Source organism: Marinomonas spartinae, from assembly GCF_016461715.1.
GTDB lineage: Bacteria > Pseudomonadota > Gammaproteobacteria > Pseudomonadales > Marinomonadaceae > Marinomonas > Marinomonas spartinae_A.
This window is the reverse complement of sequence record NZ_JAEMUI010000004.1, coordinates 257,306-277,261: the sequence shown is the minus strand read 5'-3', so window position 1 is coordinate 277,261 and position 19,956 is coordinate 257,306. Positions and strand designations below refer to the sequence as shown.

Sequence of the window (19,956 nt, the reverse complement as noted above, 5' to 3'; positions counted from 1 at the left end):
TGACGTCCTAACGGTTAAATCGAGTGGCTAGCAGTGTCAGTATCAAGGTGATGGAGAAATATGAAATCACCAATGCAGAAGTAAAATGGCTGCTGTTTTGCTGCATGTTGTAGAGATAGACCTGTAATGTCTCAAAATTGGCGCCAGCCAGCAGGTTAGCAAAGACAAACTCACCAATTAGGAAAGAGAAGGACAGAAATAAAGACGCCATCAAGCCTTTACGAATGTTGGGTAAAATCAATTTAAAAAAAGCTTGAGTACTGCTGGCTCCTAATAGGCGTGCGGCATCCATGAGGTCATGCACGTTTAGGGCGCGTAGGTTGTTGTTCACAGCACGATAGATAAAAGGTAGCGCAATGCCCACATAACAACCGACGAGAATCCAAGGAGTACCTGTTAACAGTAATGGGTAATCAGAATAAAGCTGCAATAAGCCAACGGATGACACCACTGGGGGGATAGCAAATGGCAGCAGGGTCAAAATGTTCAGCCCAGTATCAAGCTTAGGATAGTAGTAAAACACCACAAACACGCAAGGAACAATTAACACGGCACTGAGAATCAGCGTCCCAACGGCCAGTGTCATGGAGTGATAGAGTGCCGTGAGAAAGCGTGGATCTGTCCAAAGCTGAATGTACCATTTAAAGGTAAAACCAGAGGGCAAAATGGTGGCACCCCATTGATCGCATAAGGAATAGACCAAGGTGGCGAGCAATGGAATGAGCAACAGAAAATAGATAAAACAGGTAACCGAATAGTGATAAGCCATCGCACGTTTAGTAGACATGGTAGCTCCTTTTAACGAGCCATTGATTAACACAAGTAATAAAAATTAACAGGGACATCAAGATGACCGAAATCGCAGCGGCGAGATTGGGTTGCAGAAATAAATCCCCTGCGACCAAGTTAGCAATGCGCACCGTGACCAAATTGTAGTTGCCTGAGGTCAGAGTATAAGCCGTTGCATAGGTACCTAAGCCATTGGCTAATAAAATGATGAAGGTGCCTAATAACGCCGGGCTAAGAACTGGTAGTGCAATATGTTGCCAATAATAGCGGTGAGAAGCCCCTAATAAACTGGCTGCCTCCTCCCAATCAACTTTTAAGGCATCAAACGCGGGATAGAGTAACAACATGGCAAGCGGAATCTGAAAATAGGTATAGACGACGGACAAGCCTTGAGTACCATACAGATCAAAACTGTTTATCCATCCCCATTTGCGCAGAATCAAGGTGATTGCCCCGTTAAAGCCCAAGACAATAATGAAAGCAAACGCCAGCGGCACACCCGCGAAGTTACTGGTCATATTGGTAAAGGCAATCATGATATTGCGTATTTTTCCCTGCATATGGCGGAGCGAGGCACAGCCTATGGTCGCGATGAGCAAACCCGCCACCGCAGAAAAAATCGATACCAAAAAGCTATGGGTAAAGGCCTGCCGGTAGAATGGCGAACTCACCACTTGCTGATAATTGGCCAGTGACCAATGGCCGTCATTATTGATGAAACTGTTGATAACGACCCAAACCAAAGGGGCCAGTTGAAACAGTCCCAAGATGATGAAAAAAGGAATGAACACCAAAAACGGGCGACATAATCGATTGTTCACGGGACGTCCTTAAGCATGGTTCGGCAGTTCGGCTTGTCATGAGGTAGCTTGAGAATATCGGCGACCAAGCCACACAATTGTGTCTGTTTAGGGCTGGCAAACTTATCATGGCTAAACACCTCCCCCATTACAAACAAGGGCACTTGGCGTTCTTCCGGCAGGATACCGCCATGGCTAAAATCGTTATTCATACCATGATCGGCGGTGATGACGATCTGATAGCCCTGCTCTAACCAGCTGGGTAGCCAGTTTGACAAAATGCCATCCGTCATACGCGCTTGATTACGATATTGCTTGGAATCAAAAGCAAACTTATGGCCCGCATCGTCAATGTTCATCGGGTGGATCAGGAGTAAATCTGGATCATAAGTACGGCGCAGATACTCGGCGTCCAAAAATAAGTGATCATCTGGATAATGATCTTTGTGATAAAACATCCCGTACTGGATCGGCAGCGAAGGTGCACACGTGATGCGATCTCTTACGGGATCATAAGGGGCATTATTATAGAGTTCACTGACCCAATGATAGGCTGCGGCGGCGGTGGTTTTCCCCTGTGAACGGGCCAGATCGAATAAGCTGGTCTGATTACTAAGGCGAACCACTTGATTGTGCAGCACGCCACTTTCAACCGGTGTGGCTCCTGTTAATAGGCACTCGTAGAGGGGGCGTGAAATCCCAGGCAGCTCACAGGCAATGGTATAATGAGTGGCGATATTGGCTTCGGTCAAAGCAAGTAGGTAGCCCATGTGCTCACGGGCCACCAGATCACTTAAACCGTCCAGTACAATATATATGACGCGTCTGGACATACTAACCTCAGTGTTGGTAAATCATAACTTGGCTTTGCCACTCTTGTGGTAAACGGCTAGAGACATAGCGCCATGCTTTGAAATCACGAATAGGGTGAGCATTTTTATACTCAGAGTTAGGCAACAGCTTATTCTTCGCATCCGCTGGCAGCTTGACATCGGTACGGATGGGTCGAGCATAGCCACGGGCTAGGTTAATTTGCCCAGCATCAGAGAAGATATATTCCCGTGTTAATTTTGCCGCCCATGGGTGAGGAGCGTATTTGTTAATGATAGAAACATAGCCTGAGGTCACCGAACCATCAGAAGGAATCAACACAGTAAATTTGCTGCGATCAATTTTGTCGCGGTAATTCAAGGCGTTAAAATCCCACATGACGCCCACTTCTACTTCGCCTTTTTCCAAATTGGCAAGGCTTGGTTCACTCGGTGATAGACGACCTTGTTTTGCTAATTCTGCGAAGAATTTTAAGGCGGGTTCGATGTTTCTTTCACTGCCACCATTAGCGTAGGCACAGGCTAGGATGGCGTTATTGGCTTGTGCTGCCGAACCCACATCCCCAAGAGAAACACGGTAGTGGCCTTTTAATAGATCATGCCAGCTATGGGGAATGTTTTTGACCAGTTTGTTATTAATAATGAAGGCAATCGTACCTGTGTACCCCATTGCCCAATAACCGTCGGGATCTTTCGCCCAGTTTGGAATATCGTTCCAAGTGGTGGGCTTATAAGGCAGCAGAATGTTTTTCTGCTTGGCAATTTTGGCAAAGCCAAAACCAATGTCACCAATATCGGCCGTTGCATGGTTTTTTTCAGAGGCAAAACGCGCGATTTCTTGTGCTGAGCTCATGTCAGTATCTTGATGTTGGATACCATATTTAGTTTTTAAGTCTTGCCACGTTTCTTTCCAGTTAGCCCAGCTATCGGGCATCCCCACACTGACTACCTCGCCTTCTTGCTGGGCTTTTTTTATCAATTCGGCTGGAATGGTCGATGAGGCAAAGGTTAGTTGGCTACTGAGCACAGCAATAGCGCTGGCGGCAAACATCAGCTTTTTCATAAGCGTTTTGATCTCCAAATGGCGTAAGAGTAGTAAGGAATAGACGAACAATGTAATAAAATGTAAGTGACAGAATGAAGTCACGACGGTGAAACATTGATGACAGAGCAAAAAGTCGTGACCTATAGGGACACACTTAGTCCTAGAGATTCGCAAAAATAGATGAGCTCATTCTATTTGTGCGTTATTGATGGAGCGAGCATTATGTCGAGCATAAAAAAACGCTGCTCCGATGGCTCAGAACAGCGTTTTGAAGGGTGATCTTATGGGTTGTTAAACCAGCTCTTTAAAGCAGCGTTTGAAGATTTCCATGCCTTCGTCAATGATGCTGGTTTCAATCGTTAACGCTGGTAGGAAGCGAATCACGTTACCGCGAATACCACAAGAAAGCAGTATCAAACCGTTTTCTCCTGCTTTAGCAGAGAGTTTTTTAGCAAGCTCAGGGTAAGGCTTGTTCACATCCCCATCTTGTACGAATTCTACTGCAATCATGGCACCAACATGACGAACGTCACCGATGATTTGTGGATATTCTGCTTGCAGAGCGGTTAGATGCTCTGCAAAGTGTGCTCCGATTTGTTTTGCGCGGTCACAGAGTTTTTCTTCTTCGATTGCTTCAAATACGGCAAGACCTGCGGCACAACCCACAGGAGAACCACCGTATGTACCGCCTAGGCCGCCAGGGATCGGTGCATCCATAATGTCCGCTTTACCGACAACGGCCGCTAGCGGGAAGCCACCTGCGATGCCTTTTGCGGTAGTCATAAGGTCAGCTTCGATGCCTGCTTGTTCGTGGCAGAACATGGTACCAGTACGGGCAAAGCCTGCTTGAATTTCATCAAGGATCAGCAAAATACCGTGGTCATCACACAGCTTACGTAGTGATTGTAGGAAACTGGCTGATGCTGGGTAGAAGCCCCCTTCACCTTGTACTGGCTCGATGATAATCGCCGCCACTCGAGAAGGTTCAATATCACATGTAAAGCGCATTTGAAGGTCAGCAAGTGCTTGCTCTTCAGTAATGCCCAAATACTCATTTGGGAAAGGAATATGGTAAATATCGCTTGGGAAAGGACCAAAGCCAATTTTATATGGGTTGACCTTACCTGTTAATCCCATAGTCATATTAGTACGACCATGGAAGCCACCGTTGAACGCAATGATGCCAGGACGCCCTGTATAAGCACGAGCGATTTTCACGCAGTTCTCGACCGCTTCGGCACCAGTGGTAACGAAGATGGATTTTTTCGGTGTATTACCAGGTGCCGCAGCATTGAGTTTTTCGGCCAAGGCAACAGCGGATTCGTACGGGCTGACCATCACACAAGTGTGGGTGAAGCGTTCTAGCTGGGCTTGGACCGCAGCTTTCACTTTCGGGTGATTGTGGCCTGTGTTTACAACTGCAATACCTGCGCCGAAATCAATATGGCGTTTACCTTCTACGTCCCAGATTTCTGCGTTTAAAGCTCGGTCAACATACAAAGGGGCCATGTTGCCTTGACCACGAGCAATCGCACTTTCTTTGCGTTTTTGTAAATCTGCGTTTTTCATTTTGTCTTCACCTTTAGAGCATGCTCTACGTTATGTACATAAAGCGGTAGCGTCATCGCACCGCTTGTTCTTAATTGAGATACAAGTGAGTTGAGATAAGCCTAGTTGAGTTAAGGAATCCCTTACGCCAAGCCGCCCATGCACAAGTATTTGATTTCAACGTATTCGTCGATACCGTATTGGGACCCTTCGCGGCCACTACCGGACTCTTTAACCCCACCAAATGGCGCTACTTCCGTCGAGATAATGCCTTCGTTGATGCCAACCATGCCGTATTCCAAAGCTTCAGACACACGCCAAATACGACCGATATTTTGAGAATAGAAGTAAGATGCCAAGCCAAATGGGGTATTGTTTGCCATGGCAACGGCTTCTTCTTCGGTTTTAAATTTAAACAATGGTGCCACTGGACCAAAGATCTCATTGGAGAAGATGTCCATGTCTTCGGTTACGTCAGTTAAAATGGTGGGCTCAAAGAACTGTGTACCGATCGTGCTGGCTTTTGAACCGCCAATCAGCGTTTTTGCGCCTTTTTCAATGGCGTTACTGACTAAGGCTTCCACTTTTTCAATGGCAGCTGCGTTGATCAAAGGACCAATATTCACGCCCTCGCCAAAACCATCTCCAGTTTTAAAGCTAGCAACACGTTTGGCCAGTTTGTCGGCAAACGCCTCGTACACGCCTTCTTGCACCAATATACGGTTGGCACAAACGCAGGTTTGTCCGGCGTTACGGTATTTAGAGGCAATGGCTCCTTCTACCGCTGCATCCAGATCGGCATCGTCAAAGACAATAAAAGGCGCGTTACCTCCCAATTCCATTGAAGTACGCTTCACCGTTTGAGCGCACTGAGATAACAGCAATTTGCCAACAGGGGTTGAGCCTGTGAAAGACAATTTCCGCACCGTAGGATGGCCTGTTAAGACACCACCGATGGCTTTCGCATCTTTGCCGACCACCACATTTAATACACCAGCGGGAATACCTGCTTGATGGGCCAGCTCCGCTAGCGCCAAAGCGCACAGAGGTGTTTCGTCAGAAGGCTTAATGACAATGGTACAACCAGCCGCCAACGCTGGGCCAGCTTTACGGGTGATCATGGCGATGGGGAAGTTCCAAGGCGTAATCGCCGCGACCACACCAATGCCTTGCTTAATGGTTAAAACACGTTTGTCTTTGGCATGGGTGGGAATCACATCACCATTTAAACGACGCGCTTCATCAGCAAACCAATCAATAAAAGAGGCACCATACGCCACTTCCCCTTTTGCTTCCGCTAAGGGTTTACCCTGCTCTAAGGTCATCAGTTTAGCGAGGTCATCTTGGTTGTCTAGAATCAGTTGGTTCCAGCGACGCAATAGTGTGGCGCGTTCCTTTGCAGTAAGTGCTTGCCAACCTTTCAATGCTTTATTGGCCGCTTCTACTGCAGCATTTGTTTCATCGGCACCTAGGTCGGCAACATCGATAAGATGCTGGCCATTTGAGGGATTGGTAATTGCAAAGGTATTGCCTGATTGTGCGGCAACCCACTCGCCATTGATGTAGGAATGGCTTTTAAGCAATGAAGCTTGGGTTAACTCTACTTGCATCATGAACTCCAAATTTGGTCACATGCTGGTGGTTTTACTGAGTACTAGAACTCAATCGCATGTTTCGATAGTAGGTAAAGGCAAGAAGAGAAAAAAGGGCAAGCTATCAATTCAATGTTTGATGTGTTTCAAACAATGAGCCTATTCGAGCAAGGTGACTTAACTGACTCACTTAAAGAAAGAGGAGATGAAAAACCGAGTACTCTTATCTTCTCATTTGAAATTGATTGTCATTCTCTTTGTTATTATGATGTGAGCTACCGAAAACAGCCGTTCTAAAATCGGAAGTGGCCATAAAATAAGAGTAGCAAACATGTTGTTTCGTCGTTGCCTGTCTTTCTTTACCTTGTTAAGCATTGGTTTTGCTTTGCCTGTATGGGCTGAGCGAAGCGTACAAGACGAACGGGGGACTTTTACCATTCAAGGCACACCTAAGCGTATCGTGGTATTGGAATTTTCTTTTGTTGATGCCCTCGTCAATGTAGGGCTTTCGCCTGTGGGGATTGCGGATGATAACCACCCGGATGATTTGCTACCCCGAGTCAGGAACCATCTAAAACCTTGGGTTTCTCTTGGTATGCGCTCTCAACCCAGTTTGGAAGAAATCGCTGCATTAAAGCCGGACTTGATCATTGCCGATTCTGAACGGCATGCCTCTATTTACGACAGTCTTAGTAACATTGCTCCGACTTTATTACTAAAAAGCCGTGGGGAAAGCTACCAAGAAAACTTAGAATCAGCTGAAAAAATTGGCATAGTCGTCAATAAGCGCCAGGAAATGCAGCAAAGTCTCCGCAAGCATGAAGCGCTTATGGAGACATATCGAGAAACATTTAAAAAAATGGGTACAATTGGAACGGTGCAATTTGCCATTGCTAGCTCCCGAGGCGTATGGCTGCATGGTCCAACCTCTTATGCTGGCGGCGTACTAAAAAAACTAGGTATTACCAGTGCCATCGACGATGAAACGCGTTCTCCTTACTTACCTGCAAGCCTAGAACTGTTACTAAAAATCAATCCTGAGTGGTTGTTGGTCGGTGCTTATGGGGATCACACGGTGTTAGATGACTGGCGCAGTCAACCATTATACGCTTTGCTCAAAGCGGTGAAGCATCATCATGTTATTGCTGTTTCACCACAAATATGGTCATTGAATCGAGGCATCTTCGCCGCTGAAAGCATTGCTCAGAATTTGCAAGAGATCCTCCAAAACAACCACTAAACTCGACTAACCACTATTCGCTTAGCATGGGTATTGTGCCCTTATTTGTTCGCTTTCATTTGGGAATAATAAGGGCGCAAGTTTGTTATGGTGACGGATGATTAAAAAAGTAAAAGCTTGGCTCAGGATGCATTAAGAAAGCTTGATGAGAAATGTTCCAAGCGTAAGCACCGGCTAATGTGAAAACAACGTAATCGCCGATTTTTAACTCTTGTACAAGCTGTTGCCTAGCGAGAATGTCTTTTGGCGTACAGAGCTGCCCAACAATGCTAATCCGCTCGTTCACCAGTGAGTTATTGATAGCATGCTCTGCGTGTGTGCTGTCGGTTGCCTTCTGGTGAGGGACAACAATGAATGGGTGATCATGCCCTTGTGCGGCTGGGGTTCGAAAGTGATGAGTACCGCCCCGACATATAGCGAAGTACTCGCCTAAGTTCTTTTTAATATCAATAACTTCCATTGCATAATAACCACAAGGAGCGCTAATAAAGCGGCCACACTCAAAACGCAATGGTATGCTTTCCATTCCCTCGTGAACAATTAAGTGCTGCAGTTGCTGGCAAAAGGTAGGCCAATCAAAGTCTTTTCCTGGCTCAAGGTAGTTGATTCCCATACCACCACCTAGATTGATACCCATCGCATCCAGTTGGTAGACAGCTTGCCATTGTTTCACTTTATTAAAGTAACCTTGTATCAAGGCAATGTGACGCTCTGTCTCCAATTGATGCGACATTAAATGAAAATGGAAGCCGTTTAGACGAATGCGATCTGTGCGTTTGATAAGCGTCAGGGCATCGTTTAGATCTTCCTCGTCTAAGCCGAAAGGTGTCGGTTTGCCACCCATGGCCAATTTACTCAAGGTGATGTCGCCAATATCAATGTTCATCCGAAGATAGACTGGAGCGACCAGATCTAGAGCATTTGCGAGTGCTTCAAGCCGTTTTAGCTCCGTAATGCTTTCCACATGGATGGCATCGACATTGTGTTCAAGGGCGGTTTTCAGTTCGCTATTGAGCTTGCCAGGTCCGCCAAAGATCAAAGGCTTGTGTGTATTTTGTTGTGCTAAATGCATTAACTCGCCACCTGAGGCGGCTTCGAAGCCTGCGACAAAAGGTGCGAGTGTCGTCAGTATTTCTGGCATGGGATTCGCTTTGGCAGCGTAAAACAAAGATACATTAGGCGGCAGTGTCGCCACCATTTCTTGGATGCGTGTGCTGAGTGAGCCCAAGTCATATAAATAAGCACACAGCGGATCATCTGGCTGCTGAGTTGCGAGTCGATGGATGTGGGATTCCAGGTTAGAAGAAATAGAATAGCTCGTCATGGTGCAACACTGCCTCTTGTCTCTGCTCGTTGGTGACGCCAAGGGGAAAGAATTTGGGTGTAGTCTGATTCTCTATCCGCTTTTTTCATTAAGCGTGTAGTGAAGTTGTTCTTGCTGGGGAGGCTGCCACCCGAAATTAGGGCATTGATTTCTGGTTGCTCTCCATTGATGGTTTGCCATTTTTTTAGCTGATTGAGAAGTTCTTCCCATAACAGCATCTCAAGCGCATTGTCACCATCGGCGAGATGGAAAATGGCTTCGCTGAGGTTATTGATGAGTGTGCAATAGCCAATACGGCGCCATCCAGCCTCTCGAGAGTAATAGACAGATTGCTGTGCTCGCTCAGATAATGATGACAGTTTTTCCATGGGCCAATAATTCGGTAATAATTTAGTCCCTTCGAGGTCACGAACATAGACACAGCAAGGCAAACCTTCATCAAAACCGATCAATGTGTTCTGTAAGTGAGGCTCAAACGCTACTCCGTGTTTGAAAAAGTAGTTAAATACGCCGGGTAATAAACAGGTGGTATAGCGTTCAAACCAGAGACGAGCAATGCCTTGATAAGGCTGGTTAGCTTGCTGTGCTTTCTCCTTAATACGCTTGCTGATTTGACTGTTACCCTGTTTATCGTAGGCAAATAGAGCCGCAGCAAGGGTGGGTTCAACAATGTCGATCTCATCTGAATGGAAATTCTCGCGGTATAAAATACCAAAGGATTCTTTTGCTTGGATGACGTAGTTATCTTGTTCTGGCGACGCAAGCGAGGAGAGGTCGAGAGTGGTGGCGAAAGGTTCCACCATGACTTTAAACAGCGGATTGCAAAGCTGTTCTTTATCTCGAATGGGTTTGAGTATCTGAGTCAATTGCACGGCACTGTCTAACTCATACCAAGCATTTTTACGGATGCAATTGGTTAGCCGCACATTGATGGAAAACTTGGTAAACCAAGGAAGCTTGGGATGGTAAAGGGTTCTGACGGATGAGGTGGGAAGGAGCGTTTTACCTCCCTGCCCCAATACAATAATATGTTCACTCTCAATGGCTTGTTTAACTAATGGGTTTTTTAGCAGAGTATGCGCTTCCCAAGGATGGCATGGGTACAGAAGGTAACCATCGGCGGTATTATGACCGTGTTGATACTGTGGAGGGTAACTGTTTGTATTTTGGGATGGTTGAAGTGGCTTGAGGGCCATTAGTGGGTGCTTGTCTTTGCTAATGGTGCCTTGTGTGACAAACAAGTCCTGTCGTACTTTAAACCAAAACAATGCAACCTTTGCGCCGACTTCTGGTGAACAGGCTTGCATTTGATCCATAGGGACCCCTGTTCGACTTTTGGGTGTGGGATGAAAAGCATGTCCCCACAATAACGACTGTTCTGAATCAATAAAGGCATTGCGTGGCGGCCCCATATCGACCAAGGTTTGGTTTTCATTGGGTAAATTTGCTCCAATAAAGCGTTCAGTGATGGCTAAGCTGTTTTTTAGTTGCGCCATCAGTTCCTGATTAAAGTCGATATGCAGGGCGATACTCAAAGAATGTAGCAGCCATTGTAACGTGCTTTGCGCATTAAGCCCTTTCCAGCCACTTCCCTCGCATTTCAGCCAGGGGCGGCCGACAAATTGAGCTTTACCGATAGCACTAAGATAAGCCACTTTGATGGCCATCTCGGCACGTAGTTCTGGAAAGTGAATAACCAGAACTGGGTATGCGGAAAAACGGCGAAGGGTTAATGGCAATCTTGCTTCCTTGGCTTGCCAGGTGACCTGATGATGGGGAATAGCGTATTCTCGTAAATAACAATTTAAGATTCCCGTAATGGATTGACGCTGTACCTGTTCGTGATTTAGTGCCTGAACGGCTTTTATGGATAAGCTCATCGTGTGCTTGCTCCTTTTTCAGAAGAAGGTGAAATAGTTGTGTGTGGTGAATCTGTTTGTTTTGCCTTGACAGGCTGTGGGGATGACATTTGTAAACGAGCCTGCGATAACACTAAAGCAGCCCCGCTTGCGCTGGTGGCGAGGATGAAAATACTTGTCATTGTGTCATGAGTCGCCACATACGCCGCACTTAATCCTGCCAATACCCCACCCCACTTAGCCATGGCATCAAAAGTAGAAAAGACTTTTCCGCTGGCGTTGGGATCGAAGCTTTCAGCGAGTGCTTTATGTAGGCCTTGAAAGCAAAATATCATGGCAAGGCCAAATAGCACTCTGGCGAAGACAAATACCGTCACACTTGGAACCAAATGCAGCAAGCAAGCTAAAGACAAGGTAGCAAAGCCTAGAGTAATTGTCTGTTTTGACGCTTGCTTGAGCCGATGGGCTTGCCCTGCGATCAGTAAATACACCATATGTGGCAACGCATATAGCAAGCCGATCCATATTTGACTGGTGAAACCATGAGAATGGGCAAAGACTGAAAAATAGGGAAATGTGACGACCATCGAGAAAGCAAATAAGAACTGTAATACATACAGCGGCCATAGAGACGTTGGTTGAAGAGGAAGGTTTGTCTGTTCCTTCGCACAGCGTTTGGCTGGGATTTTAGATATGGATGACAATGACTGAGGGCTGTTGGTTATCGCCTTGGCTGTGTCATTAGGCAGCATAAGTGTTATGACCAATGCTATGAGGGGTAGCACCGTCAGATAGAGATAAGCATCTAAGGGGCGAATATACACAAGTATACCGCCCAAACTGATCGGTGCCACCACAAGGGCAAGGCGGGCGGATAATTGGGTTTTGTTGAGCGTTTTAGCCAATAATGCCCGTTCTTTAATTTGTGTTGCCAGATAACCATTGGATGCGGCCATGGCCCCACCAAAGGTTCCTTGAACCATCAGCCCAACGATAAAGGTGGTAACACTGTCTGCCATGCCACAGAGTAAAAAACCACATGCCAAGCCAAGCTGTGCTCTTAATAGAGACAGGCGTCGTCCATGTCGATCGGCAAAGTGTCCCCAAAAACGAGCGGCCAATGCTGTACACAAGGTGGGGAGGATAAAGAGTACCCCTGCCCACTCGATGCCACTATGGTCGTTTAGTGTATGGCCGCTTAGTGTTGGTAACACATAAGGTAGAAACAACGGCATGCCTAGGGCGGCCATTGCCGCAATAAAGTGACAGAATAAAACGCTATAGATCAGTCGATTGACAGACATTCTGTTCCCTTTTTGTGGACCGACTGGATTTCTGTCTTAGGATGCTCTAATGACTCCGAGAGTCGATGGTATTGTTTAAGAAAGTTAGGCGCCGTTTTACCATAGAATTTATTGATATCCGTTGCCCCTGAGGTTTGCTTAGAGAGTAAGCTACCAGAGCTAAGTAGGTATTTGGCATAGAGCGTTTCGTCTTCCAATAACAATTGTCTAGCAAACTGGCTAGGGCAACCGCTCTGCTCTAACACCTTTATCCGATGGTCAACCGATTGTTGTACGATTTGATATAAATCGGCAGTTTCAGCAAGACCAGCCTGCCCCATGGCTTCAACAATGGCGGCAATGTCCAGCTGTAAGGTAATAGTGCTGTACATCTGCCCTAAAGCGAGTTCATTGTCGACGAGAATACGTTTATCTAATAACGCATCACAGGAAACAGGCACACTGCTGGCGAAGGTTTGAAAACGCTGGGGCCAGATTCTTGCTGCATCGTTATCCTTCATTACCATGGTCATGGTGCCGTTGCGATCGAAGGCTAAAATGGCATTTTGCTGATTACTCTCCAAAGCAATGCCGTATCGTAACCAGAGAGTAAGATGAATTCGATTAAGCAACGCAACATAGTCGGTGAACCAAGCCAGACTATCGGATTGATAATATTGATCCACTAAATGCTCTAAAAATAAGCGTTTATCTGGCATGGGTGAGGCCAGTGCTGCGACCGGAACGAGTGTTTTGTCTGTCACTTCCTGAGCCGGATACTGACGAACAATATAGGTAAACAGTGCGTTGTTTCCCAAGTGCCCACCATGTTTTTCTTGGCAATGGGTATAGGTTCCAGACAGATCCGTGTCGATCTTAGCTAAATGTGTTAGCAGTGTGGCAAACCAATGGCCATCGTAAAGGGTAGATGGTTTGACTAAGCGAAGGTTTTTACTGCCCAGAGTACGCATCATAAGTGGCATTTTGATATGTACGTCTGGCATGTGATCAACGCTGACCGTTCTGACGGATAGCGTGGGTGTCACGTCCAGGAAGGTCTTAGGGGCTTTGATCACGCCATCCGGTAGGTCGCCCAAGTTAGCAAAAGTCATCGGATGCACTGGAAACAATACACAATCCTCTAACCCCGTTAGACCCACATCTGTCATACTGGGCCAGCACGCTGGGGGGTCACTGGTAAGCGTTGCTATCTGGCGATCTATGGCAAGCCAATTCAATGAAAAATGTGGAGCAAACTCCGGTGCATAGGTTTGTAGATCTTGTTCGCTAAAGCCAAACTTAGCTCGGGCACTTGGATAATAAGGGTGGTCTAAATAGGAGGCGATTTGGTCAGCTAACAGGGCCTTCTCATGCCAAGAGGACAAGCTAGCAATAGGTTGCATCAGACGGTTTTGCTGTGATTCAAAGGCTTTTTGACAAAGAACACTTTGTGACGAGGCGCAGTCCAGCTCCTGTAAATAATGCTCTAACAGGGCTTTTGAGTCTTCGTTTTGACCTTGTTTTAACCATTGAATCCAATCTTGGTAGGAATGCTTGATATTGATTGCTTCATCTGTTTGCTCTAGCCAAGCGTTACCGACATAGCGCCAAACTTGCATATAGTTCGTAGATGCAACCGGTAAATATACCTTACTTTGAGCAGTACCCATGATAAGCCATGCTTGACATTCTGTACCTTCCAGGGAGGCATTTAGCAGCTGACTTGGTAACTGATTAACCAGCTGCCCTGAAGAGACCAGCGAAAATAGATTTTCTCTTAAGCAAGTATCAATGAGCCGCTGGGTGAAATACGCATTGCTGGCGTTGGGTTTCATGCCACAGCCTCCTTTTCTAAACTGACATGAACGTTACCCAATGTTTTTTCAAGGGCTGCGGACAGAGATTGACCGGATGGAGAGTAAAGGGATAAACGTGCTAGATAGTCTTTGTTGGAATGGCTTAATGTCAGCTTCTCTCCCGCCTTTTTTAAAACTTGATAGTGTATTTGAATATCGTCTTGTTGGCGTTGGAACGATTCTGGCTGTTCTGACACTATGCCATCTTGCTCGGCCACCACATAATGAATGTGGGCAGAGCCATTAATGGTGGCGTGCTCAGGAAGCGGATGCCCTTGATGCAGCTTAAGAATGGTTTCGAACCAAGAGTATGGCGCTAAGCGGTCGAGTAAGAACTCGCGACCATCGCCAATACTGCGATAATTAATTTCGACTAAAATAGGCCCCTCATTACTAATGATAAATTCACTGTGGCAGACCCCGAAGCCAATGCCAAAAGCGGCTAGCTGGGTTAAACACTGAGCTTGATAACGCTGACTAAGTGGGCCATTCCAGGTAGCAGCGGTTTCAATAAAATGAGGTGGTTGGCTTAATGACACATCAAACCCTCCAATGGGAATCAGCTGTTTACCGTCCCCCAAGGTTTCAATAGTGATTAATGGGCCTTCAATATAGCTTTCTAACAAAATGGCGGTATTAGCATGTTTCTGCCAATACTGTTTGCAATATTGATTTAGCTCCTCTTCGTTATTACAGCGTGTCACATCCATACTGGCCACGCCTTCCTTCGGCTTGGCGACCAAGGGAAAAGTAAGATCCGCAGGCAATGCACTGTCTGTGGTGAGCAGCCAACTAGCGATACTGGGTAAGCCAAGAACACTGAGGTGCTGTCGTGTGAGATGTTTGTTTTTGGCCTTTAGACAGGTTTGCCAAGATTTTGCTGGTAAATGAAAAAACTCGGCAACAATGGCTGTTGAAGTTTGTAAGTGGTCACTATTGCTAAAAACAAGTTGTGGATTGAGACCCTGATTAACAATCGTGTCAATGATGTCGAGAGGATTAAACACATCGCACTCTAAAATTAAATCGGGGGTGAAACGGTTGTCTGTGGCTGCCAATTGCAGGTGATCAAACTTGTGATCGGTAATGAGTACTGTCATGCCATTAAGAGTATTGGCTGCTGGCACAAAACCGTGGGTAGCAGCATCGTTAACGACATGGCTGATAATTATGTTCGCTTTCATTTGAGCTGATTCCTTTCTTTTTGATGAATATCTAAAACAGGGAACTGTTTACTTTGGCTCTCTCCTACCAAGGGGCATGCTACAGAATCTTTTTGTGTTGTAAATAGTATTGATAATCATTTTCATGTAAAGTTTTTGTCTTCATTTCACCGCATCTCTATTGATGTCTTCTCTTGAATAGGGGCTAAGAGGTATCAGTTTTCGGGAATATTTCTTATTTGAAAATATTAATGATATGTGTTCTCATTCGCGTTAATTTCTTGATGACTATGGATGGAAAGTATAAATGAAGATAACCCCCTGCCTTGCGACTTCACTTGCTCTGTCTATTTCCTGCGTGCCTCTTACTGCATTTGCTCAGGATGATCCTCCTGTTGAGGATAAGAAGCCGGCTTCCTCGGCTGTTATTCCTATAACGGTTCAAGCTTATAAGGGTTATGCCCAAGAATTACCCACCTCTGGCAGTAAATCTGATGCTGAATGGTTGGATGTTCCACAATCTGTATCTGTTGTGACAGACACCGAAATGAAGGATCGTGGTGCGCTGAAGTTGGTTGATGCGCTGGATGGCATTGCTGGAGTGAACAACACTCTGGGAGAAGGAAGCCGAGATCAATTCGTGATTCGAGGCTTTGATGCCATTCGTGATATATATCGCGATGGCTTACGCGATGATGGCAACTTACAGTCGTATCGCAGCTTAGCCAATGTAGAGCGAGTTGAGGTGGTAAAAGGCCCAGCAGGTGCCCTTTATGGGCGAGGTTCGGCGGGTGGCATTATCAACTTAGTCACGAAACGCGCCAATGGGAAAGACTTTACCCATCTAAATCTAGGATATGGCAGCCATGACAAAGTGGTTGGTTCGGTTGACCGTTCTACCAAGCTTACTGATACCGTGAATGCTCGTATCAATGTGGAAGTACGTCGTGCGAACAGCTTCGTTGATAACGTGGATTTGAAAGACTACTTTATCGCTCCAACGTTTCAATTCCACCCTTCCGACGACCATACCATCAATATGGATGTGGAAATTACTCATCAAAACCTGGTTCCCTATCGAGGCATTCCTTCACGCAATGGGAAGCCTGTTGATGTGCCTCGCCATACGTTTTTTGGTAGCTCGAACGACTATCAGAAATCCGATAGCGTCCGTCTTGCGATAGACGATGAGCTTCGATTTGGGTCTGATGTGGTATGGAACAACCGCGTTGCCTATAACCGTGTAACGCTAAAACAACAAGGTACCCGACAAACCACGGCGCCCGTTAGCAGTACTAACACGGTGGCACAAACGGTAAACGATTTTGGCTACGATCCGCGTACCACTATGACCTTACAATCTGAATTGAAATGGAATGTGGGCAACCAGCAATTTTTGTTTGGTGCAGATTATAATCAAATAGACATTGACTTGAATTTACGTAGTCAAAGTCTACCCGTCAAAAGTATCGATAACCCTGTCGCCCAGAGCGTGGTAAGTCCAGGCTTTCCGGCTTTTCGCGAGAATACCACCAAAACCTTTGGTGTGTATGTGCAAGATATTATCACGCTAGGGGATTGGTCGTTCACTGGGAATGTTCGTCAAGACCATATGGCTTTGGATCAGAAAGTCATGGCAACGGATGTGTCGTCAAGCAACAGCGATGACAAAACCAGTTATCGTGTGGGGGCCGTTTATCGTATAACCAATAACCTTTCCGCGTACACCACGTTAGCCAAATCCTGGCAGTTGCCTTATGGAGGGAGCTTTTTGAACCCCAAGCTGGCGGCTCTCTTCTCCTCTAAATTAAAAGAAATCGGACTAAAAGCTTACCTGCTTGATGACGCCTTGATGTTCAATGCCGCCGTTTTCCAAATTGATCAGGAGCAACCACAAACGGATGCTAATGGTTTCATCACCAGTAAAAACCGTGAACGCCATAATGGCTTAGAGTTGGAAATGCGTGGACAGTTGACCAAACAGTTGAGTGCCACCGCCAGTTACACCTATCTCGATGCCAAAGATCTCGATACGGGTAAAAAACCAAACGATGTACCGAATCACCTGATTTCTTTAGGAACCACTTATCAACTTGATGATGCTTGGCGCTTGGGGGGTAGTGTGAAATATGTTGGTGACCGCTACGCTGGCAATAATGAGGCTGTGGCATTAGGTGATTACACCACAGTGAACGCCATGGTGTCTTATCAAATGGGTAAACACCGTGTGCAATTTAATGCCTATAACCTCTTCGATGAAAAATACTATCTAGGTTCTACGGATGGGACATCCGGCATTAATTCTATTGGCTACGGAGCTCCCGTCTCTTACATGGTCTCCTATGGCTATGACTTTTGAGTATCCACCCCATTTTTGATAGTGGCTTAGCCAAACCACAGACTCGCTATAAAAAAGGCTCCTAGATCATCTGATAGTAAGGAGCTTTCCTGATAATTTTGCTGTAAGGAAAAAAGAAAATAATGAAAACTCAACAAACTCCCCCCATACTTTTTGTTACCTGTCGTTATTCTGTGTTGGCTTGCTCCATGATGTTTGGTCTATCGGCACAAGCGGCCAGTGACACTCATGAATTGAAAACACTCCCTGTAACCGCGAGTGTGATTGGCGATTCAAAAGCATCAGACGTAAAAGAATACCCTGGCAATCGTACGGTGATAACGTCAAAACAAATGACACAAGACGCGGCCACATCTATAGATAATGCCTTGCAACAGGTACCCGGTGTAAAAATTCAAGATGAAACTGGCACAGGAGTATTACCTAATGTCTCTGTGCGAGGACTAAGTGCTAGTCGTAGTGGTCAGGCACAGTTTTTGATGGACGGTGTACCGCTTACCTTGGCACCCTACGGACATACAGGCCAATCTATCTTTCCAGCGACTTTATCGACCCTAGAGCGCATTGACGTAGTGCGTGGTGGCGCCGCAGTTCAATATGGCCCAAATAACGTTGGGGGAGTGATTAACTTGGTGACGAAGCCGATTCCCGCCACTTGGGAATCGCAAATTAGTAATCGAATTACAGCTTATGATCACAGCGATCATATGCTTAATAATTTGTATTTACGTTCAGGCGGCTGGTTATCGGATAACTTTGGAATACAGATAGAGGCAAACAGTCTTAATGGTGACAGTGAGAGAGACCACTCGGATACGGATGTTAAAAATTTCCAAATAAAAACAGATTGGTTAATCAATGATACCCAAGAGTTAAAGGCGTTTGTACAAAGATACAAAGCGGATACACAGATGCCAGGCGCCCTGTCCCCCGATGCTTATCGTCAAGATCGTACACAATCGCAGCGTCCTTATGATACCTTTGCAGGCGAAGCGACTCGTTGGCATCTGAAATTTTTGCAAGACCTAGATTGGGGGAAGGCTGCGCAATTTGAAGTGTTGGCTTTTGGTCATCATGATACGCGTAATTTTGTTTGGGGCTACAATGGAACCCCAGGGGTGAAATGGTCAGATCCCAGTCTGCCATCGACTGCCGTTCGTAACTCGCCTCGAGATTTCAAAGTATATGGCATCGAACCTAAGCTATCTATATCCTTTGGTTCGCCAGATAACGTTACCCAGAATTGGATCATAGGCATGCGTTATGTCAATGAGGACATTGACTATAAATTGCGTCAAAGGAGCTTATCTACTGGTGTGGTGACAGTACCAAGAAACTGGCACATGACCACCGATGCTGTGGCGGGCTATGCCAGTAACGAAATTGGCTTAATGAATAACCGCTTGAAAATCACCCCAGGGTTGCGTTTTGAGTCGGTGCACATGATTTACAAAGACATTGGTAAATCCGAACAACAAAGCAATCAAATTAATGAATCTTTGCCAGGGTTGACGGTGGCTTATAACCTGACCAATGATTGGGTTGCTTATACCAACACCCAAAAATCCCTACGTGCGCCACAGATCTCATCCATTCGGGGGGCGGGTAACAAAGAAGGGGAAACCGCCTGGAATTACGAATTAGGAACTCGTTACACCCACGGTCAGAACACCTTTAATGTGGCGTTATACCGCATTGATTATAAAAATCAGCTGCAATGGCAGGCGAGTGAACAAACCTTTAAAAATGTTGGGAAAACCCTACACCAAGGCGTTGAGGTTTCCGGCCGTTATGCCCCATTGTCTGTACCTGATTTAAGCTTTGGTCTAGCCTATACCTACTTGGATGCAACATATCAAGAAGGGACGCACAAAGGGAATCAATTGCCCGATGCTTCTAAAAATCAATTCTCTTGGGATGCGAGCTACAACTTGGCAGGTTATCAATCCACTGTGTCCGGTTACTACTATAGCGATGCTTTTTCGGATGAGGCGAATACCACAGATGAGGATGCCAGTGGCTCGGTTGGAAAAGTGCCGTCCTATACGGTATGGAACTTAAACGTTAGCAAAGAGGTTTACCAATCCGGTAAAACCAAACTGAATATTGATGCTGCTGTGAACAATCTATTTGATCGTGATTATTACTTCCGTGGAATTGATACAAGCCCAGTAGGCCGCTACCCTTCAGTGGGGCGCTCATATAGTTTAACCGCTAGTTTAACCTTCTAACGAAGGGTTCTCCTGACGGTTCGATAAATCGTTAATA

The 19,956-nt window shown here is 45.9% G+C and carries 14 protein-coding genes; 3 read left to right on the top strand and 11 right to left on the bottom strand.

The genetic code is table 11. The annotated features are described in order from the left end of the window. Positions 1-7: 7 nt before the first annotated feature. From JHD45_RS06585 to JHD45_RS06560, 6 genes are all read right to left on the bottom strand, one after another. Positions 8-787, bottom strand: a complete 780-nt coding sequence (locus tag JHD45_RS06585) for an ABC transporter permease (protein WP_067011880.1) — start codon at positions 785-787, stop codon at positions 8-10. Further along, entirely contained in the window at positions 777-1,610 is an 834-nt protein-coding gene (locus tag JHD45_RS06580) for an ABC transporter permease (protein ID WP_199475708.1), read from the bottom strand. The genes JHD45_RS06585 and JHD45_RS06580 overlap by 11 nt, the downstream gene beginning before the upstream one ends. Then, on the bottom strand, positions 1,607-2,422 hold the full coding sequence (locus JHD45_RS06575; protein ID WP_199475707.1) for an alkaline phosphatase family protein: 816 nt from the start codon (positions 2,420-2,422) through the stop codon (positions 1,607-1,609). Before JHD45_RS06575 ends, JHD45_RS06580 begins: the two co-directional genes overlap by 4 nt. Positions 2,423-2,429: 7 nt before the next feature. After that, complete coding sequence (locus JHD45_RS06570; protein ID WP_199475706.1) at positions 2,430-3,482, bottom strand: ABC transporter substrate-binding protein; 1,053 nt, start codon at positions 3,480-3,482, stop codon at positions 2,430-2,432. 273 nt (positions 3,483-3,755) lie between these two features. Beyond that, a complete protein-coding gene (gene gabT / locus JHD45_RS06565; protein WP_199475705.1) occupies positions 3,756-5,033 on the bottom strand; it encodes a 4-aminobutyrate--2-oxoglutarate transaminase in 1,278 nt (425 codons plus the stop codon). A gap of 122 nt (positions 5,034-5,155) precedes the next feature. Then, the gene (locus JHD45_RS06560) at positions 5,156-6,622 is read right to left on the bottom strand and encodes an NAD-dependent succinate-semialdehyde dehydrogenase (protein WP_199475731.1); all 1,467 of its coding nucleotides are present in this window, start codon (positions 6,620-6,622) and stop codon (positions 5,156-5,158) included. A gap of 313 nt (positions 6,623-6,935) precedes the next feature. On the opposite strand from JHD45_RS06560, the gene JHD45_RS06555 reads away from it, so the two are divergent. After that, positions 6,936-7,844 (top strand): Fe(3+) dicitrate ABC transporter substrate-binding protein, encoded by a 909-nt coding sequence (locus tag JHD45_RS06555; RefSeq protein WP_199475704.1) that lies wholly within the window; start codon positions 6,936-6,938, stop codon positions 7,842-7,844. Positions 7,845-7,929: 85 nt separating this feature from the next. Here the strand turns inward: JHD45_RS06555 and JHD45_RS06550 are convergent, their stop codons facing one another. Genes JHD45_RS06550 through JHD45_RS06530 form a run of 5 tightly spaced genes read right to left on the bottom strand, consistent with a single transcriptional unit; the run spans position 7,930 to position 15,350 of the window. Next, positions 7,930-9,168: a type III PLP-dependent enzyme gene (locus JHD45_RS06550; RefSeq protein ID WP_199475703.1), complete on the bottom strand. Its 1,239-nt coding sequence runs from the start codon at positions 9,166-9,168 to the stop codon at positions 7,930-7,932. Beyond that, a complete protein-coding gene (locus tag JHD45_RS06545; RefSeq protein WP_199475702.1) occupies positions 9,165-11,048 on the bottom strand; it encodes an IucA/IucC family protein in 1,884 nt (627 codons plus the stop codon). Before JHD45_RS06545 ends, JHD45_RS06550 begins: the two co-directional genes overlap by 4 nt. Beyond that, on the bottom strand, positions 11,045-12,331 hold the full coding sequence (locus JHD45_RS06540; protein WP_199475701.1) for an MFS transporter: 1,287 nt from the start codon (positions 12,329-12,331) through the stop codon (positions 11,045-11,047). Before JHD45_RS06540 ends, JHD45_RS06545 begins: the two co-directional genes overlap by 4 nt. Next, positions 12,313-14,145 carry an IucA/IucC family protein gene (locus JHD45_RS06535; protein WP_199475700.1) on the bottom strand — a complete coding sequence of 611 codons (1,833 nt, stop codon included), beginning with the start codon at positions 14,143-14,145 and terminating at the stop codon, positions 12,313-12,315. The genes JHD45_RS06540 and JHD45_RS06535 overlap by 19 nt, the downstream gene beginning before the upstream one ends. After that, positions 14,142-15,350, bottom strand: coding sequence for an ATP-grasp domain-containing protein (locus tag JHD45_RS06530; protein WP_199475699.1), 1,209 nt, complete (start codon positions 15,348-15,350; stop codon positions 14,142-14,144). Before JHD45_RS06530 ends, JHD45_RS06535 begins: the two co-directional genes overlap by 4 nt. Before the next feature lie 286 nt (positions 15,351-15,636). Between JHD45_RS06530 and JHD45_RS06525 the strand changes: the two genes are divergently transcribed. Both JHD45_RS06525 and JHD45_RS06520 read left to right on the top strand, forming a co-directional pair. Next, on the top strand, positions 15,637-17,688 hold the full coding sequence (locus tag JHD45_RS06525) for a TonB-dependent receptor (protein ID WP_199475698.1): 2,052 nt from the start codon (positions 15,637-15,639) through the stop codon (positions 17,686-17,688). A 122-nt stretch (positions 17,689-17,810) separates the two neighbouring features. Then, positions 17,811-19,919: a TonB-dependent receptor family protein gene (locus JHD45_RS06520; protein ID WP_199475697.1), complete on the top strand. Its 2,109-nt coding sequence runs from the start codon at positions 17,811-17,813 to the stop codon at positions 19,917-19,919. Positions 19,920-19,956 lie beyond the last annotated feature (37 nt).

Bases quoted from the DNA above. Each gene is read 5' to 3' on its own strand.
- gabT (WP_199475705.1), bottom strand. From the start codon at position 5,033: ATGAAAAACGCAGATTTACAAAAACGCAAAGAAAGTGCGATTGCTCGT.
- JHD45_RS06550 (WP_199475703.1), bottom strand. From the start codon at position 9,168: ATGACGAGCTATTCTATTTCTTCTAACCTGGAATCCCACATCCATCGA.
- JHD45_RS06525 (WP_199475698.1), top strand. From the start codon at position 15,637: ATGAAGATAACCCCCTGCCTTGCGACTTCACTTGCTCTGTCTATTTCC.
- JHD45_RS06575 (WP_199475707.1), bottom strand. From the start codon at position 2,422: ATGTCCAGACGCGTCATATATATTGTACTGGACGGTTTAAGTGATCTG.
- JHD45_RS06540 (WP_199475701.1), bottom strand. From the start codon at position 12,331: ATGTCTGTCAATCGACTGATCTATAGCGTTTTATTCTGTCACTTTATT.
- JHD45_RS06530 (WP_199475699.1), bottom strand. From the start codon at position 15,350: ATGAAAGCGAACATAATTATCAGCCATGTCGTTAACGATGCTGCTACC.
- JHD45_RS06560 (WP_199475731.1), bottom strand. From the start codon at position 6,622: ATGCAAGTAGAGTTAACCCAAGCTTCATTGCTTAAAAGCCATTCCTAC.
- JHD45_RS06545 (WP_199475702.1), bottom strand. From the start codon at position 11,048: ATGAGCTTATCCATAAAAGCCGTTCAGGCACTAAATCACGAACAGGTA.
- JHD45_RS06555 (WP_199475704.1), top strand. From the start codon at position 6,936: ATGTTGTTTCGTCGTTGCCTGTCTTTCTTTACCTTGTTAAGCATTGGT.
- JHD45_RS06520 (WP_199475697.1), top strand. From the start codon at position 17,811: ATGAAAACTCAACAAACTCCCCCCATACTTTTTGTTACCTGTCGTTAT.
- JHD45_RS06585 (WP_067011880.1), bottom strand. From the start codon at position 787: ATGTCTACTAAACGTGCGATGGCTTATCACTATTCGGTTACCTGTTTT.
- JHD45_RS06570 (WP_199475706.1), bottom strand. From the start codon at position 3,482: ATGAAAAAGCTGATGTTTGCCGCCAGCGCTATTGCTGTGCTCAGTAGC.
- JHD45_RS06535 (WP_199475700.1), bottom strand. From the start codon at position 14,145: ATGAAACCCAACGCCAGCAATGCGTATTTCACCCAGCGGCTCATTGAT.